This is a genomic window from Streptomyces sp. NPDC058307 (assembly GCF_042880295.1).
GTDB lineage: Bacteria > Actinomycetota > Actinomycetes > Streptomycetales > Streptomycetaceae > Streptomyces.
Map to the genome: position 1 here is coordinate 34201 of NZ_JBHVYZ010000029.1, position 16974 is coordinate 51174.

16 protein-coding genes are annotated in these 16974 nt (G+C 72.1%); 4 read left to right on the plus strand and 12 right to left on the minus strand.

Annotation, left to right across the window (positions count from 1 at the left end; all coding sequences use genetic code 11):
- Positions 1-71: 71 nt before the first annotated feature.
- On the minus strand, positions 72-593 hold the full coding sequence (gene soxR, locus ACFVYN_RS21560) for a redox-sensitive transcriptional activator SoxR (RefSeq protein WP_390000905.1): 522 nt from the start codon (positions 591-593) through the stop codon (positions 72-74).
- Between the two features lie 107 nt (positions 594-700).
- On the opposite strand from soxR, the gene ACFVYN_RS21565 reads away from it, so the two are divergent.
- The gene (locus tag ACFVYN_RS21565) at positions 701-1162 is read left to right on the plus strand and encodes a MaoC family dehydratase (RefSeq protein WP_390000907.1); all 462 of its coding nucleotides are present in this window, start codon (positions 701-703) and stop codon (positions 1160-1162) included.
- A 4-nt stretch (positions 1163-1166) separates the two neighbouring features.
- Here ACFVYN_RS21565 and ACFVYN_RS21570 read toward each other — a convergent pair whose 3' ends face one another.
- The 3 genes from ACFVYN_RS21570 to ACFVYN_RS21580 all read right to left on the minus strand — a co-directional run bounded on the left by ACFVYN_RS21570 (position 1167) and on the right by ACFVYN_RS21580 (position 3701).
- On the minus strand, positions 1167-1793 hold the full coding sequence (locus ACFVYN_RS21570; protein WP_390000909.1) for a TetR/AcrR family transcriptional regulator: 627 nt from the start codon (positions 1791-1793) through the stop codon (positions 1167-1169).
- 407 nt (positions 1794-2200) lie between these two features.
- Positions 2201-2488: a YiaA/YiaB family inner membrane protein gene (locus ACFVYN_RS21575; protein WP_390000911.1), complete on the minus strand. Its 288-nt coding sequence runs from the start codon at positions 2486-2488 to the stop codon at positions 2201-2203.
- 58 nt (positions 2489-2546) lie between these two features.
- Positions 2547-3701: an acyl-CoA dehydrogenase family protein gene (locus tag ACFVYN_RS21580; RefSeq protein ID WP_390000913.1), complete on the minus strand. Its 1155-nt coding sequence runs from the start codon at positions 3699-3701 to the stop codon at positions 2547-2549.
- A gap of 76 nt (positions 3702-3777) precedes the next feature.
- Between ACFVYN_RS21580 and ACFVYN_RS21585 the strand changes: the two genes are divergently transcribed.
- From ACFVYN_RS21585 to ACFVYN_RS21595, 3 genes are all read left to right on the plus strand, one after another.
- Positions 3778-4419 carry a TetR/AcrR family transcriptional regulator gene (locus tag ACFVYN_RS21585; RefSeq protein WP_390000915.1) on the plus strand — a complete coding sequence of 214 codons (642 nt, stop codon included), beginning with the start codon at positions 3778-3780 and terminating at the stop codon, positions 4417-4419.
- 47 nt (positions 4420-4466) lie between these two features.
- Entirely contained in the window at positions 4467-5174 is a 708-nt protein-coding gene (locus tag ACFVYN_RS21590) for an ArsR/SmtB family transcription factor (RefSeq protein ID WP_390000917.1), read from the plus strand.
- A gap of 67 nt (positions 5175-5241) precedes the next feature.
- Complete coding sequence (locus tag ACFVYN_RS21595) at positions 5242-6189, plus strand: DMT family transporter (RefSeq protein WP_390000919.1); 948 nt, start codon at positions 5242-5244, stop codon at positions 6187-6189.
- 46 nt (positions 6190-6235) lie between these two features.
- On the opposite strand, the gene ACFVYN_RS21600 is transcribed toward ACFVYN_RS21595, so the two are convergent.
- The 8 genes from ACFVYN_RS21600 to ACFVYN_RS21635 form a co-directional block, all read right to left on the minus strand.
- On the minus strand, positions 6236-7315 hold the full coding sequence (locus ACFVYN_RS21600) for a Zn-dependent alcohol dehydrogenase (RefSeq protein ID WP_390000921.1): 1080 nt from the start codon (positions 7313-7315) through the stop codon (positions 6236-6238).
- Positions 7316-7328: 13 nt separating this feature from the next.
- On the minus strand, positions 7329-8717 hold the full coding sequence (locus ACFVYN_RS21605; RefSeq protein WP_390000923.1) for an aldehyde dehydrogenase family protein: 1389 nt from the start codon (positions 8715-8717) through the stop codon (positions 7329-7331).
- 165 nt (positions 8718-8882) lie between these two features.
- Entirely contained in the window at positions 8883-10217 is a 1335-nt protein-coding gene (locus ACFVYN_RS21610) for an ABC transporter ATP-binding protein (protein WP_390000925.1), read from the minus strand.
- 172 nt (positions 10218-10389) lie between these two features.
- Positions 10390-11130 carry a class F sortase gene (locus tag ACFVYN_RS21615; RefSeq protein WP_390000927.1) on the minus strand — a complete coding sequence of 247 codons (741 nt, stop codon included), beginning with the start codon at positions 11128-11130 and terminating at the stop codon, positions 10390-10392.
- A complete protein-coding gene (locus tag ACFVYN_RS21620) occupies positions 11117-11797 on the minus strand; it encodes a hypothetical protein (protein WP_390000929.1) in 681 nt (226 codons plus the stop codon). The genes ACFVYN_RS21615 and ACFVYN_RS21620 overlap by 14 nt, the downstream gene beginning before the upstream one ends.
- Before the next feature lie 101 nt (positions 11798-11898).
- A complete protein-coding gene (locus tag ACFVYN_RS21625; RefSeq protein ID WP_390000931.1) occupies positions 11899-13137 on the minus strand; it encodes an MFS transporter in 1239 nt (412 codons plus the stop codon).
- Between the two features lie 25 nt (positions 13138-13162).
- Complete coding sequence (locus ACFVYN_RS21630; RefSeq protein WP_390000933.1) at positions 13163-14581, minus strand: CitMHS family transporter; 1419 nt, start codon at positions 14579-14581, stop codon at positions 13163-13165.
- A gap of 138 nt (positions 14582-14719) precedes the next feature.
- Entirely contained in the window at positions 14720-16963 is a 2244-nt protein-coding gene (locus ACFVYN_RS21635) for a molybdopterin oxidoreductase family protein (RefSeq protein WP_390000935.1), read from the minus strand.
- Between the last annotated feature and the right edge of the window lie 11 nt (positions 16964-16974).

Below are 16974 nucleotides of genomic sequence, written 5' to 3' on the forward strand. Positions count from 1 at the left end.
GCGGCGATGCGGCACCGGGCACTTTTGACTGCGCCGGGTTCCGGGGAGAGACGACCCACGGCCGGTACGACTCAACGGCACTTGCCCGCCGCGTGCTGCCGTTCCGGCTCCGAGCGCCCGTCCTCGGGCCGGACCGCAACCGGCTCCGCGAGCAGCCGTGACCCCGTCAGCCGGTCGCCGAACACGTCGTCCGGGTTGGACAGGACACATGTGTCGAGGGAGAGGCAGCCGCAGCCGATGCAGTCGGTGAGGTGGTCGCGGAGGCGGTTCAACTGCTTGATGCGCTCGTCGAGTTCGGAGCGCCAGGCCTCGGACAGGCGGGCCCAGTCCTCGCGGGTGGGGGTGCGCTCCTCGGGGAGTTCGGACAGGGCGTCACGGATCGTGGCCAGGGGGATGCCGACGCGTTGGGCGGCCCGGATGAACGCGACCCGGCGCAGCGCGTCACGGGAGTAGCGGCGCTGGTTGCCCGTGGTGCGGCGACTGCTGATCAAGCCCTTGGACTCGTAGAAGTGCAGGGCGGAGACCGCGGCGCCACTGCGGGCGGCGAGCTGGCCGACCGTGAGTTCATGGATCTTCTCGGGAATCTGGGGCACCCCTCGAACCCTACCCATGCCGTCACTCTCGCGGTCCGTTGACAGGGGCTCCCCGGCCGACCATGCTAAGCAGTCGCTTAGACATTGTGTGGCGAGGAGGCCGGGACATGGCAGAGCCGAGGATCTTCACGGGCGCGGACGACCTGAAGGGGGCGGTGGGCGAGCAGCTGGGGTACACGGACTGGCTGGAGGTCGACCAGAAGCGCGTCGATCTGTTCGCGGACGCCACCGGCGACCACCAGTGGATCCACGTCGACCCGGAGAAGGCCGCCGCGGGCCCCTTCGGCACCACCATCGCGCACGGCTATCTCACCCTGTCCCTGCTGCCGCTGTTCGGACCGCAGCTGATCAAGGTCGAGGGCGTGAAGATGGGCGTCAACTACGGGACGAACAAGGTGCGTTTCCCCGCGCCGGTGCCCGTGGGCTCCCGTCTGCGCGCCACCGCGAGGATCACCGGCGTCGACGATGTGGCGGGCGGCGTCCAGGTCACCGTCGCCTTCAGCGTGGAGCGCGAGGGCGGCGACAAGCCGGTGTGCGTGGCGGAGTCGGTGTCCCGGTACTACCTGTAGGCGGCTACTTCGCCACGCCCACCATCCGCAGCACGAGGTCGGCGTCGAGCGCGCCGACCTCGTCGGGCGTCCAGGGGCCGTCGAGGTTGAACCAGCGGGCCACGTCGACGCAGAGCGACATGACGGCGAGGGTGGTGCCCTTCACGTCGAGCACGTCGAACTCGCCGGAGGCCACGCCGTCCTCGATGATCCCGCGGATCTCGGCGTCGCACTGGCGGCGCAGGTCGAGGATCTCGGCGCGGGCGTCGGGGCCGAGGGAGTCCAGTTCGTACTGGACGACCCGGGCGGTGGTACGGCCGCCAGCGTGCCAGCGTACGAAGGAGCTCACGGCGTCCGCGAGCCGCTCGGTCGCGGTGCCCTCGCGGCTGGCCGCGACCCGGAGGATCTCCAGCGCCTTCGCGTGACCGATCCGGCTGATGCGGTGCAGCAGCTCTTCCTTGGTCTTGTAGTGGATGTAGAGCGCGGCGGGGCTCATCCCGGCCCGGCCCGCGATGTCCCGGGTCGTGGTGGCGTGATAGCCGCGCTCGGCGAATGCCTCCACCGCGGCGACGAGCAGCCGCCGCGCCGCGTCGGGCGTGACCTCGCCCCACGCCGACGTCTCGCCGTCGGCCGTCTCCTCCGCCGTACTCATCGCACGCCCCTCTCCACTGTCAGAACCCCCACCATACCGCCGAACCTGAGCGAGCGCTTAGCCTGCCCGCTCAAGGGGGTGTGAGCGGGGGGACGGAGCGGGCGTGGGCTCGGGCTGAGCGGTGGGAAAGGGCGGCGAGGTGGGGGCTGCTCGGGCTGGGACCCGGGGGAGCGGCTCGGGGCGGCCATCGGACGGAACGAGCCGGGGCGGCCCTCGGCGGGAACAGCTCGGGACACCCCCCGGCGCCGGGCGGATCGGATCGGGGAAGGCCCCGGGCGGACGGCTCGAGGCGGCCGTCGGCGGAACGGCTCCGGTCGGCCCCGGCGCCCGGGCCGGGCTCGACAGAGAAGCTCCCGGGGCAGCTCCCCAGGCGCCGGCCGCAGGCCAGGGCCCCTTGGTGATCCCCGTCAGAGCTTCTCGAAGGGGTCGTGTTCGGCGAGTAGTTTCTCCAGGCGGGCCTGGTCGACCCGGCTGACGATCTGGCCCGCCTCCTGGCGGTCGCGGATGACCTTGGCCAGGGTGAAGGCGGAGGTGACGAGGTACAGGACGGCGATCGCCAGGAAGCCCCGCACCCAGGCGTCGGCGTTCAGGCGGAAGATGCCGACGGCCGTGGCGGCCATGGCCACGGCGAAGGAGGCGACGGCCTGACCGTAGAAGGCGGCCGTGTTCTGCTGCTTGACCTGTGTATCGCTCATGGCCAGAGTCTCGGGCGTCCGGACCCCGGCCACATCCGCCCGGGTACTCAGACGGTACTCAGAACGCCGAGACCCCCGTCAACGCCCGCCCGATCACCAGCTTCTGGATCTGGCTCGTGCCCTCGTAGAGCGTCATCACCCGAGCGTCGCGCAGCAGTTTGCCCGCCGGGTACTCGTCGATGTAGCCGTAGCCGCCGAACACCTGCAACGCGTTGTTCGCGGCGCGCACCGCGGCCTCCGAGGCGAAGAGCTTGGCCTTGGAGGACGCGACGGCGAAGGGCTCCCCGCGGTCGATCAGGTCGGCCACCCGCCAGGTCAGCAGCCGCGCCGCGTCCACGTCGACGGCGATGTCGCTGATCAGCTCCTGGACCAGCTGGTGCCCCGCGATCGGCTTGCCGAACTGCTCGCGCTCGCCGGCGTACCGCAGAGCCGCGTCCAGGGCGGCCTGGGCTATGCCGACACACCCCGCCGCCACCGACATCCGCCCCTTGGCCAGCGCGGACATGGCGACGGAGAACCCCTTCCCCTCCTCGCCGACCATCGCGGAGGCGGGCACGCGCACACCCTCCAGGACCAGCTCGGCGGTCGCCTGTCCGCGCAGCCCGAGCTTGCCGTGGATGGTCCGACGGGTCAGACCCGGGGTGTCCGTCGGCACGAGGAAGGCGGAGACACCCTTGTGGCCGGGAGCGTCCGTCGAGCGGGCGAACAGCAGCACCACGTCGGCCCAACTGCCGTTCGTGATGAACATCTTGGTGCCGTCGATGACGTAGTCGTCACCGTCACGCACCGCCCTCGTGGTCAGGTTGCCCGCGTCGGAGCCGGTGCCGGGCTCGGTGAGACCGAAGCAGCCGACGTACGCGCCCGAGGTGAGCCCGGGCAGCCAGCGCCGCTTCTGCTCCTCGGTCCCCCACGCGGCGACCGTCTTGGCGACGAGCCCCAGGGAGACGGACACGATCCCGCGCACGGACGAGTCACCCCGCCCCAGCTCCTCGGTGACCAGGCAGTACGAGAGATGATCGCCGCCCGAGCCGCCGTACTCCTCGTCGATCGTCAGCCCGAGGAAGCCGACCTCGCCGAGCTTCCTGACGATGGACCGGTCCACCTCCTCGGCGCGGTCCCAGGCGATGACGTGGGGGGCGATCTCACGGTCCACGAACTCCCGTGCCAGCCGCCGGACGGCTGCCTGCTCCTCACTCAACCCCAGGTCGACCACGAGTTCACCTCACTTGAGAGCGGTGCCTTTAAATTAGCACTGCTAGTTTCCATTCCGCAGCCCTACTATGTGCGCCATGGCCCGACCGCGCAAGCCCCTCCTGAGCACCGACCGGATCGTCGAGACGGCACGCGCGCTCGTGGACGCGGAGGGCCTCGCGGCCCTGTCCACGCGCCGGCTCGCGGCGGAACTCGGGGTCAGCGGCCCGTCCCTCTACAACCACTTCCGGACGAAGGACGAGATCCTGGAGGCGGTCGCCGACTCGGTGAGCGCGCAGGTCGACCTGTCGATGTTCGAGGACGGCCGGGAATGGCGGACCGCCCTGCACGACTGGGCGCTCTCCTACCGCACCGCCCTGCGCGACCACCCCCACATCGTCCCGGTCCTGGCCCAGGGCCCCGGCCGCCGCCCCGCGGGGCTGCGCCTCGCCGACGCGGTCTACGGCGCGATGGTCGACGCGGGCTGGCCACCGGCGCAGGCCACCTCCATCGGCGCGCTGATGCGGTACTTCATCATGGGCTCGGCGCTCGGTTCCTTCGCGCGGGGCTTCGTGGACGACGCGAGCGCGTACGACCCGGCCGACTATCCCCACCTGGGCCAGGCCCACCTCCTCGCCGAGCGGCAGGAGAAGATCGACGAGCGGGCGTTCGAGACGGGACTCAGGGCTCTGCTGGACGGTCTTGCACAGCAGTACGAGCAGGTCGGACGCACCGCGTAGCCATATTTCGGTGGGCGCCGAAGCGTCCCTGTCCCATGCTGGGACGCATGACAGAGGACCGACAGGCACCCCAGCTGGCGAGGCTCGCCGCCCTGATCGCCGACGAGACCCGGGCCGCCTGTCTCCTGGCCCTGCTCGACGGCCGGGCCTGGACCGCGGGTGAGCTGGCCCGGCACGCGGGCGTGGCCGCGTCCACCCTGAGCGAGCACCTGGGCAAGCTGGTCGCGGGCGGGCTGCTGTCACAGGAGCGGCAGGGCCGCCACCGGTACGTGCGGCTGGCCGACCCTGGGGTGGCCCACCTGGTGGAGGGCCTCGCGGCACAGGTCGCCCCGGACATGGCACGACGCCCGCGGAACCTGCGGGAGTCGAGCGCGGGCTCGGCGATGGCCCGGGGCCGCACGTGTTACGACCACCTGGCGGGGCGACTGGGCATCGCGGTGACCGATGCGCTGACGTCACGTCGACTCCTGCGCCAGGACACGGGGTTCGGTCTGACGGACGCGGGCCTGGCGTGGTTCGAGGACGTGGGCATCCCGCTGGACCGCACAGGCCGCCGCCCCCTGGCCCGGGCCTGCCTCGACTGGACGGAACGCCGCCCGCACCTGGCCGGGGTGGCGGGAGCGGCTCTCTGCCGGCACGCACTGGACGAGGGCTGGTGTGTCCGCATCGGCTCGGAGCGAGCGGTGAAGGTGACAGCGACAGGAGAACGGGCGTTCACGGAACTCCTGAGCATCGACGCGGAGACGCTGCGCTGAGGCCTTCAGGGACGACCCGTCCGAAATCCGCGAGCCTCCGCCCCCTTCCCTTCCTCACCTCAGGAGCATGATGAACCACCGCCGCACCGAACTCCTCGCAGCCGGCGCAGCCACCGTCACCGTCGTCCTCTGGGCCTCCGCCTTCGTCTCGATCCGCAGCGCGGGCGACGCCTACTCCCCCGGCGCCCTGGCCCTCGGCCGGCTCCTCTCGGGCGCCCTGGCCCTGGGAGCGATCTGCCTCGTACGACGGGAAGGGCGGCCTCCCCGAGCGGCCTGGCGCGGCATCGCGATCTCCGGCGTCCTCTGGTTCGGCTTCTACATGGTCGTCCTGAACTGGGGAGAGCAGCAGGTGGACGCGGGCACCGCGGCCCTGGTCGTGAACATCGGCCCGATCCTGATCGCCCTGCTCGGCGCGCGCCTGCTGGGGGACCCGATGCCACCCCGTCTGCTGGCCGGAATGGCGGTGTCCTTCGCCGGCGCGGTCACGGTGGGCCTGTCGATGTCGGACGACGGCGGCTCCTCGGTGCTCGGCGTGGTCCTGTGCCTGCTCGCGGCGATCGCCTACGCCGGAGGAGTCGTCGCACAGAAGCCGGCACTGGGCTCGGCGTCCCCGCTGCAGGTGACGGCGTTCGGCTGTTTCACCGGTGCCGTCGTCTGCCTTCCGTTCGCCGGCGAGTTGGTGTCGGAGGCGGCCGACGCCCCCGCCTCGGCGACCCTCAACATGGTCTACCTGGGCGTGTTCCCGACCGCCCTGGCCTTCACCACCTGGGCCTACGCCCTCGCCCGTACGACCGCCGCGCGGATGGGCGCGACCACCTACGCGGTCCCCGCCCTGGTCGTCCTGATGTCGTGGCTGGCGCTCGGCGAGATCCCGGGGCTGTTCACGCTCGCCGGAGGGGCGCTGTGCCTGGCGGGCGTGGCGGTGTCCCGCTCCCGCGCGCGGGCGGCCGGGGCCCCGGTGACGGCACCGGGGCCGCAGCCCGGGAAGGCGTCGGACTCCGCGGACTCCGCGTGAACGCGCCCGCCCGGAGCACCTGGGGCGGGCTCCGGGCAGCCGTCGGTCAGAACACCACCAGCGCCCTGCCGCCCTTGCCCGCCAGCATGTTGTCGAACGCCGCCGGGATGCCGTCCAGCGCGATCCGTTCCGTCACCAGGGAGCCGAGGTCGAGGCGGCCCGCCCGGACGTGTCCGGCGAGCACCGGTAGGTCCTCGGCGGGGTTGGAGTTGCCGTAGACACAGCCCGCGAGGGTGCGTCCCCAGTGGAAGATCTCCAGGGCGTTGAAGGTGACCTGCTGGTCCTTGCCGCCGATGCCGACGACCGTCGTACGGCCGCCGCGGCGGGTGGAGTCCCAGGCCGTACGGATGGTCGAGGCGCGGCCGACGCACTCGACGGCGACGTCGACGCCCTGCTTGCCGGTCAGTCCCCTGATCTCGCGGGCGGTGTTCTCGGAGGCCACGACGTACTCCGTGGCGCCCGCCGCGCGCGCCAACTCCTCCTTCTCCGGGGAGACATCGACCGCGACGATCGTCGACGCCCCCGCGATCCGGGCGGCCTGGAGCGCGGCCAGGCCCACGCCTCCGACGCCGAACACCGCGACCGTCTCGCCCTCCCGGACCCGTGCCGCGTGATGGACGGCGCCGTAGCCGGTGAGGACCGCGCAGCCCAGCAGGGCCGCTTCGGTGAGCGGGATGCCGTCCGGGAGGGGCAGGAGGCAGGACTCGGAGACGACCGTCTCCTCGGCGAACGCGGCGACGTTCAGGCCGGGGTGGAGGTCGGTGCCGTCGGCGGTGCGGGCGTAGACGTCGGCGGCGCCGTTGAGGGCGTTGGCGCACAGCCACACCTCGCCGAGCGAGCAGGCGTGACAACTGCCGCAGGAGGGAGCCCAGTTGAGGACGACTCCATCGCCGGGCACCACACTCGTGACCCCCTGGCCCACGGCGACGACCGTGCCCGCGCCCTCGTGGCCGAGGACGGCCGGGACGGGGACGCGCATGGTGCCGTTGGACAGGGACAGGTCGGAGTGGCAGACCCCGGCGGCGGCGAGACGGACCCGGACCTGGCCGGGGCCGGGGTCCGGGAGGTCGATGTCGGTGACCTCCAGGGGAGCGCCCACGGCGGGAAGGACGGCGGCACGGACCACGGGAAGGCTCCTTCTAGAACTGGAGGGACTTGGTCTGGAGGTACTCGGCGAGGCCGTGCGAACCGAGCTCGCGGCCCACCCCGGACTGCTTGTAACCGCCGAACGGGGCAAGGGGGTTGAAGCGGCCGCCGTTGATGTCGACCTGCCCGGTGTCCATCCGGCGGGCGAAGGCCACGGCCTCCGACTCCTCGCCGGCCCAGACGGCGCCGGCAAGGCCGTAGACCGTGCCGTTGGCGATGCGCAGGGCGTCCTCCTCGTCCTCGTAGCGCAGGACGGACAGGACCGGGCCGAAGATCTCCTCCTGCGCGATCGTCATGTCGGGGGTGACGTCGGCGAAGACGGTCGGAGCGACGAAGTAGCCCTGCTCGCGCGGGGATTCGGGGCCGCCCGCCACCAGCCGGGCTCCCTCGGCCACGCCCTTCTCGATGTAACTGCGCACCCGTGCCTGCTGCTTGGCGTTGACGACGGGGCCGATGCGGTCGCCGTACTTCGCGGCGGCGGTGGCGGCGAGTTCCACGGCCTCGTCGTACTGCTCGCGATGGACGAGCATCCGCGTCCACGCGCTGCAGGTCTGGCCGGAGTTGGACATCACGTTGGCGACACCGACGTTGACCGCCTTGGCGAGGTCGGCGCTCGGCAGGATGACGTTGGCGGACTTGCCGCCGAGCTCCAGGGCGACCTTCTTCAGCGCGGCACCGGCACTCGCGCCGATCTGCCGTCCGACCGCGGTGGAGCCGGTGAAGGAGACCAGGTCGACGTCCGGGTGCTCGACCAGGGCCTGGCCCGCGACCGGACCGAGCCCGGTGACGAGGTTGAAGACACCGGCCGGGACACCGGCCTCGTGGACGGCCTCGGCGAAGAGCTGGGCGACCAGCGGGGTGTCCTCGGCGGGCTTGAGGACGACCGTGCAGCCCGCGGCGAGGGCCGGGGCGACCTTGGCGACGATCTGGTGGAGCGGGTAGTTCCAGGGCGTGATCGCGGCGACCACGCCGACCGGCTCCAGATGAACCGTGGAGTTGCCCGCCTTCTCCTCGAAGGGGTGCGTGGCCGCGAGCTCGGCGTAGGAGGCGGCGACCGCGACGGGAACGGCCGCGTGGACGTTCTGCGAGAACTTCAGCGGCGAGCCGAGCTCGGCGGTGACCGTCTCGGCGATCTCGTCCTTGCGGGCGGCGAGGACGTCCCGGAGAGCGGCCAGCCGGGCGGCCCGCTCGGCCGGAGCGGTCGCCGCCCAGGCCGGGAGGGCGGCGCGGGCGGCCCGTACGGCGAGGTCGACGTCCTCGGCGGTGCCTGCCGGGACCCGTGCGATGACCTGCTCGTCGACCGGGTTCACGACCTCGATCACGTCCGGGCCGGTGGCCGGGCGCCACTCGCCCTCGATGTACATGCCGTCGTGCGCCTTCATGGTGCGTCCTCCCGGGCTGGGCCGTGTCGTCGTCCGGTCTCGTGAACTGTCGTCCGGTTCATAAACTAGCGACGATAGTTTTCGGGCGCCAGGGCAGGACCGGACCCTCCCACGACATCACGAAGTCGGCACGGGCCCTCTCCGGCGCCGTCCGTGCTCACACGCTCACTCGTCGAGGTCCGGCAGGTGGTCCGGGGACGGGCAGATGCGTTCGCCGTGCTGGTCGAAGACGAACAGGTGGGAGATGTCGACGAGGAGGGGGACCTGCATGCCGCGGCGCAGGTCGTAGTCCGGGGTGGTGCGGACGACGAGGTCGCCGGGGAGGCGGGCGTCGGAGGGGGTGGGTTCGGGGACGGGGTCCGGGGGGTCCTCCAGGACCACGACGGGGCCCGCGCGGAGGGAGCCCGCGCGGTCTCGCAGGCGGTCCAGGACCGTCCCTTGGCGGCGGCGCCTGGGCGGGCGCGGGGCGGGGCGCGGGGCCTCCAGGTCGGGGACCAGGGCGGGGCGGGAGCCGGTGTTGAAGTGGACGAGGACCTCGTGGCCCTGGAACTCCACGTGCTCCACCAGACCGGTGATCGCCATCTCCCCGGGGCGGGCGGAGGCCGGCTTGGCGATGCGGATCGCCTCCGAACGCAGGCCCACGATCACCTCACGGCCCTGTTGGACGCGGAGCAACTGGTGGTCCAGGGACAGGGGTTCGGGCAGCCGCAGGTACTGCTTGCCGAGACTGATGGTCATCGCTCCGTCCAGCGGGGCCCGGACCAGGCCGCGCAGGAGGTTGATGCGCGGGGTGCCGATGAAGGCGGCGACGAAGACGTTGCGGGGCAGCGCGTACACCGAGCGCGGGGTGCCGACCTGCTGGAGGACTCCGCCGCGCAGGACGGCGACCCGGTCGCCGAGCGACATGGCCTCGGCCTGGTCGTGGGTGACGTAGACCGTGGTGACGCCCAACTGCCGGGTGAGCCCGGCTATTTCGGCGCGCAGATGGTTGCGGAGCTTGGCGTCGAGGTTGGACAGCGGCTCGTCCATGAGGAAGGCGGAGGGATGCCGGGAGATGGCCCGGCCCATCGCCACGCGCTGGCGCTCACCGCCCGAGAGCTGGCCCGGATAGCGGTCCAGGAGGTCCTCGATGCCCAGCATGCGGGCGGTGGCGTCCACCCGGGCCCGGGGGTCCTCGCCGGGGGCCTCGATGCGCAGCGGGAAGCCGATGTTCCCCCGGCTGGTCATGTTCGGGTAGAGGGCGAAGTTCTGGAACACCATCGCCATCCGCCGGTCTGCGGGCAGCAGGTCGTTGGCGTGCTCGCCGTCGAGCCTGAGCTCGCCCTCGGTGATCTCCTCCAGCCCGGCGATCATCCTGAGCACGGTGGATTTTCCGCAGCCGGAGGGGCCGAGCAGGACGAGGAACTCGCCGGGCGCGATGTCCAGCGAGAGCCGGTCCACCACCCGGATTCCCCGGGTGTAGGTCTTGCTCACGTGGTGCAGAGATATGGCGCGTGTCATGACGGTGCCCCCGGGGGCTGGTTCAGGCGCTGGTGCTCCGCGATCGAGAGGCCCCGTGCGGGTCGTACGGGGCTGTGGGTCACGGAAGTTAACGGAATGCATGCGGCCGGGGGAAGAGACTGGGCGGGATCAGGCGCTCCGGTCCAGCCTGCGAGATAACGGACGGTCTGATTCAGCGCGCCGTCGCGCTCTTCGGCGGCCGCGGCTCACGGGTCTGGGTGAGGTGGGCGAAGACGACGACGTTGCTGGTGTAGCCCGTCCGCCACTTGAAGAGTCCACCGCAGGTGATCACGCGCAGTTCCGGACGCCGGGCGGGACCGTAGACCTCCTTGTCGGGGAAGCCCGCCTTGTCGATGACCTTCACCCGGTCCACGGTGTAGACGGCGGTACGGCCGTCCGCGCGCCCCGCCTCGATCACTTTGCCGGGCTTGACCTGGGCGAGCGCGGCGAAGACCGCGGGGCCGGTCCTGGTGTCGCGGTGGCCGACGGCGATCGCCGTGCCGGACTCGCCGGGCGTGGGGCCGCCCTCGTACCAGCCCACGAGCTTCGGCTTGTCGACCGGGGGTGTCGACAGCTCCCGGCCGTTGGTGAGCCCGAGGCCTGTGACCGGCGCGTCGATGCCCAGGGACGGGATGCGGAAGGTCGTCGGCCGCGACCGGGACAGCGGGCGGGGCGGGGGCGTGCGGGTGGGCTCGGGGCGGGCGGAACGAGGCGTCCCACCGGCATCGTCCGCGTCCGGTCCGGCGGCCGCCACGGTGTCCGGACCGTAGGGCCCGTCCGGCGCGGTCGGCTTGCCGTCACCCGTACACCGGACCCCCACCGTCACCAGGACGACCGTGAGCACAGCCGTCCTGGTGAGGCGGTAGGCGCGGGTCCGGTACCAGGGCCTGCGTCTGCGCCTACGCGGCGCCATTGGGCCGACGGCGGTTCAGCCGGAAGTACGCGACACCGCCGACCGCCACCAGGCCGACGGCCCCCGCTGCGGTGACCGGCGCGAACGCGGCCGCGGTGTTGACGAGACCGCCGCCGCCCGCGTGCACACCGCCCTTCGGGCCGCCGCCCTCGTTCTGGCCCCAGCCCGCGCCGTCCGCGCCGTCACGCTGCTGGTCCTCGATCTGGTCACCCGGCCCGCGCTCCGCTTCACGCTTGTCGTCGTGGCAGTTGACGCGGAAGACCTTCTCCTTGGGGGCGGCCGCCGGGGGGCCGGGCGGGGTCCAGGTGATCTGGTACTGGCCGTCCGCCAGCCCCAGCGGGTCGGTGTGACCGGCGCCCCCGGCGAGCGCGATGGCGCCGGTGGTGGTGGCCGCGGTGGACAGCGGAGGCTGGGGCGTAATGGTGTAGGTGATGGTGGTGAGGTTGTCGAAGTTGACGGCGTCCAGGTAGAACTTGCAGACCCGGGGATCATCCTTCGAGACGCCGAACGGCACGCCCACGTGGTGGATCCTGATGTCGCCGTTCTCGCCCTGCGCCGACGCGGTCGGCGCCATCGCCCACGACGCGCCGGACGCGGCGAGGGCGGTGAGGACCACAGTGGCCCCCGCTCGGACGCGGAAGATGGGTGGGAGTGTCAGGGTGGGCATGCGCGCTCCTCCGATTCAGACGATTTCCATACAAATCGCTCTTTCGGCAGCACTCTCCTTCATGCGCGCGACGGTCGGCCGCATCGGCACCCGGCGCGCCGTCAGATATCGCTCGTGCGGCGCAATCCCGGGCGCTTCGGCCGCTTCCCGGCGGCCGGTCCGGTCCTCTCGGGCCGCCCCGGCGACCGGAGCGCGACCCCCGCCGACAGCAGCAGCAACGTCCCGAGCATCACGAACGGCGCGGCCACGCCCGCCACTCCCGCGACCAGGCCCGCGGTGGCCGGTGCGGCGACCTGACCGAGGCGGTTGCCGGTCAGCCGCAGGGCGAGGGCGGTGGAACGGGCGCCGTCGGGAGCGGCCTGGACGACCGTCGTCATGGACAGCGGCTGTCCCACGCCGAGGCAGAAGCCGAGCACGGCGAGCATGACGGCCAGCGCCCACACCGGGACCGGGAGAGCGATCCCCGCGCACAGGACGGCCGCCAGCAGACACGTCACGGTGAGGAGCACCGCGCGCCCCAGCAGCCGTAGCAGCGGGGTCAGCACCAGACGGCAGGCGATCGTGGCCGCCGCGCGCAGGCTCAGCAGCAGGCCGATCACCGAGGGGGCGATGCCCCGGTGCTCGCCGACCACCGGAAGGTACGCGGTGAGGATGTCCGTGGCGGACAGCACCGACAGACTCACGAAGATGCCCCCGGGCACGCCCCGGGTCCGCAGGATGCGCCCGACGGGGATCCGATCGCCCTGCCCGGTACGGGACTTGGCCGCCGTGTCGCGGTGCTCGATGCGCCACAGCGAGGTGAAGGCGACCGCCGCCCCCGCGCCCGAGACGAGCAGGGCCAGCGCGCTCGTTCCCGCCCTGTCGGAACCGTCGATCAGCGCGCCCGCCGCGACCGGGCCGACCAGCTGGCCGAGGGAGGCGCCGATGGTGAAGTGGCCGAAGTTGCGGTCCTGTTCGTGCGGGGCGGACTGGCGGGCGACGAGCGACTGGGCGCCGATGACGAAGCAGAGGTGCCCGAGGCCCATCACCCCGCTCCAGACCGCCATGGTCCACAGGGAGCCGGCGAGGCCGCTGAGCGCGCAGCCGCCGGAGATCAGGACCACGCCGACCGGCAGCAGCGGCGCGCACCGCCCGTGGTCCGTACGGCGGCCCAGCGGTACGGCGGCGAAGAGCGGCAGCAGCGCGTACACACCGGCGATGACACCGATCGCCCGCTCGTCCGCGCCCAGCGCGAGGGCCCGGTAGGAGACGGCGGGCCGCGCCATCGACACCGCCCCCTGCGCGAAGCCGAAGGCGATGACGAGGCGGAGCAGCCAGCCGCGGTTCCCACCGGGCGCCATGGTTCGAGTCCTCCGTGGAAGGGGGTCAGATGATCCCGAAGAGGATGCCTGCCCCGAGGATGATCAGAGAGGTGAGCGCCGCCCACTTGACGACGAACCTGGTGTGGTCGCCGAACTCCACCTTGGCCATGCCGACCAGGACGTACACGGCCGGGACGAGCGGGCTCGACATGTGCAGCGGCTGGCCGACGAGGGAGGCGCGGGCCATCTCCAGCGGGGTGACGCCGTGTGCCGCGCCGGCCTCGGCGAGGACCGGGAGGACACCGAAGTAGAAGCCGTCGTTGGACATGAAGTAGGTGAGCGGGAGGCTCAGGACGCCGGTGACGAGGGCCATGTGCGGACCCATGCCCTCGGGGATGACGTCCACCATCCAGCGGGCCATGTGGTCGACCATGCCGGTGCCCTGGAGGACGCCGGTGAAGACGGCGGCGGCGAAGACCATGCCGGAGACGTTGAGGACGTTGTCGGCGTGGGCGGCGAGGCGGGCCTTCTGGTCGGGGATGTGCGGGAAGTTCACGGTGAGCGCGAGTGCGGCGCCGATCAGGAACAGCACCGGGATCGGCAGCCACTCCATGATCATGGAGGTGAGCAGGGTGGCCGTGAGCAGCGCGTTGAACCAGTACAGCTTGGGGCGCAGGGTGGCGCGGTTCGGGTCGAGGACCTGGAAGCGCTCCGCGTCGCCCTCCTCGGGCGCGTCGGTGCCGGAGCCCGAACCGCCCGTGGGCACGGTGGCCTTGGTGTCACCGGTGCCGCCTGTGCCTGCGCCGGCGCCTGCGCCGACCAGGACCGTCTCGGTCTCCGCGGGCTCCAGGACCTCCGCCAGCGTGAGCGTGCCGAGCCGCTTGCGCTCACGCATGCCGAGGACGTACGAGAGGACGAAGACGCCCAGCAGGCCGACGGCGAGGGCCGGGATCATCGGGACGAAGATGTCGCTGGCGTCGAGCTTCAGCGCGGTGGCCGCGCGGGCCGTCGGGCCGCCCCAGGGCAGCGTGTTCATCACGCCGTTGGCCATGGCGGCGACACCGGTCATCACGACCAGGCTCATCTTCAGGCGCTTGTACAGCGGGTACATCGCCGAGACGGTGATCATGAAGGTGGTCGAGCCGTCGCCGTCCAGCGAGACGATCGCGGCGAGGATCGCCGTACCGACGACGATCCGCATCGGGTCGGCCTTCGCGAACTTCAGGATCCCGCGCACGACCGGGTCGAAGAGGCCGACGTCGATCATCACTCCGAAGTAGACGATCGCGAACATGAGCATCGCCGCGGTGGGGGCGAGGCTGGTGACGCCGTCGATGACGTAGTCACCGAGCTTGGCGCCCTTCCCGACGAAGACACAGAACAGTGCCGGGATCAGCACGAGCGCCGCGATCGGCGACATCTTCTTCAGCATGATCAGGACCAGGAAGGTCGCGATCATGGCGAAGCCGAGGATGGTCAGCATGAGTGGATACCTAACGTTCGCCCTTGAACTCCCACCGGAGTCGGCAGTGCGATGACGTTAGGACTCGTCAAGCGGCGTTAACAAGACGTTGACATGCGAGCAATAAGCGCAAAACTGCTGGTCACAGCTTTGCGCTGCTCACAGGGCCGTTACGGCGGCCAGTTTTACCGGTATGCCGTTGAGGACCGCGTTGCCCGAGAGCGGGTCGAGCAGGCTGCCGTCGAGGAGCTGGTTGACGTTGACGCCGGGGTCCTTGGCGGCGTGGCCGAGCCGGGTGCCGGGCCGGTTGTGGCCCCAGCCGTGCGGCAGGCTGACCACGCCGCGGCGCACGCCGTCGGTGACCTCGGCCTCGGTGACCACCTCTCCCCCGGCGCCCTTGACCCGCACCGCGGCGCCGTCCTTCAGCCCGAGCCGCTCGGCGTCCTCGGGGTGGATGTGCAGGGTGCAGCGGTTGGTGCCGCCGGTGAGCGCGGGGACGTTGTGCATCCAGCTGTTGTTGGAGCGCAGGTGCCTGCGGCCGACGAGGAGGAGCCCGTCGGCCTCGGCCTTGTGCCGCAGGGCCTCGCGCAGCCGGGGCAGGTCGTCCGCGATCGGCCGCGGCAGCAGCTCGACCTTGCCGCTGCGGGTCTTCAGCGGCTGCGGCAGCCGGGACGCGAGCGGTCCGAGGTCGATCCCGTGCGGATGCGCGAGCAGCTTCGTGAGGCTCAGCCCGTCCGGCCGTACGCCGAAGCCGTCGCCGTAGGGGCCGAGGCGCAGCATCATGTCGAGCCGCCGCTCGGGGCCGGTGTCGCCGGCGAGTTCGGCGGTGAGTTCGCCCGGCTCGCGGCCATGCACGGGCGAGTGCGGGTCCTTGACGGCCTTGCCGAGGGTCTGGCCGATGACCAGGTCGTCGACGGCGGAGGCGTCGGCGCCGTGCATGCCGGTCGCGGCGAGGATCAGCCGGGCGAGGATCTCCGTCTCCGCCATCCGGCCGGGCTCCAGCGGGACGGCGGGGCGGGTGTAGCGGACCTGGTTGCGCACGGCGAGGGTGTTGAAGGCGAAGTCGTGGTGCGGGCTCTGGGAGGGCGGGGGCGGGGGCAGCACGACATGGGCGTGGCGCGAGGTCTCGTTCAGGTACGGGTCCACGCTGACCATGAAGTCCAGCGAGCCGAGGGCCTTGTCGAGGCGGTCGCCGTCGGGGGCGGACAGCACGGGGTTGGCGGCGACGACCACGAGGGCCCGGATCGGCTCGCCCTCCTGGGTCGCGGTGTCGATCTCCTCGGCGAGCGCGGAGAGCGGCAACTCACCCTTGGCCTCGGGGTGTCGGCTGACCCGGGAGTGCCAGCGCCCGAGGGCGAACCCGTGGCTGGGCCCGGCGGGCCGGGGCGTCCGGTCGGTGGCCGCCTGCGGGAAGAGCGCGCCGCCGGGCCGGTCGAGGTTGCCGGTGAGGATGTTCAGCACGTCGACGAGCCAGCTGGCCAGGGTGCCGTGCGGGACGGTGCAGCTGCCGATGCGGCCGTATACGGCGGCGGTGGGGGCGGCGGCGAGTTCGCGGGCGAGGGTGCGGATGAGGACGGCGTCGACGTCACAGGGCGCGGCGACGGCCTCCGGGGTGAAGTCACGCAGGTCCGACCGGAGTTCGTCGATCCCCTGGAGGTGGGGCGTCAACTCCCCCGTGTCCACGAGGCTTTCCTCGAAGAGCGTGTACGCCATCGCCGCGAGCAGCAGGGCGTCCGTACCGGGGCGGACGGCGATGTGCCGGTCGGCGAGCCTGGCGGTGCGGGTGCGGCGGGGGTCGATGACGGTGAGGGTGCCGCCGCGGGCCTTGAGCGCCTTGAGCTTGCCGGGGAAGTCGGGGGCGGTGCACAGACTCCCGTTGGACTCCAGGGGGTTGGCGCCGATGAGGAGCAGGTGGTCGGTGTGGTCGAGGTCGGGCACGGGGATGGCGTTGGCGTCGCCGTACAGCAGCCCGCTGGAGACGTGCTTGGGCATCTGGTCGACCGTGGAGGCGGTGAAGACGCTGCGGGTGCCCAGGCCGGCGAGCAGGACCTGCGGATAGAGGGCGCCGGCCATGGTGTGGACGTTGGGGTTGCCGAGGACGACCCCGACGGAGTTCGCCCCGTGTCCGTCGACGACGCCCCGGATCCCGGCGGCGACCGCGTCGAAGGCCTCTTCCCAGGTGGCCTCGCGCAGCTCGCCGTCCCGTCGTACGAGGGGGGTGCGCAGTCGGTCGGGGTCCCCGTCCACGGCCCCGAAGGAGGCTCCCTTGGGGCAGATGAACCCCTTGCTGAACACGTCGTCGCGATCCCCGCGGGCGCCGGTGACCCGGGTCCCCTCGATGGTGAGCGTCAGACCACAGGTGGCCTCGCACAGGGGGCAGATACGCAGAGCGGTGCGGGACACGGGTCCTCCCG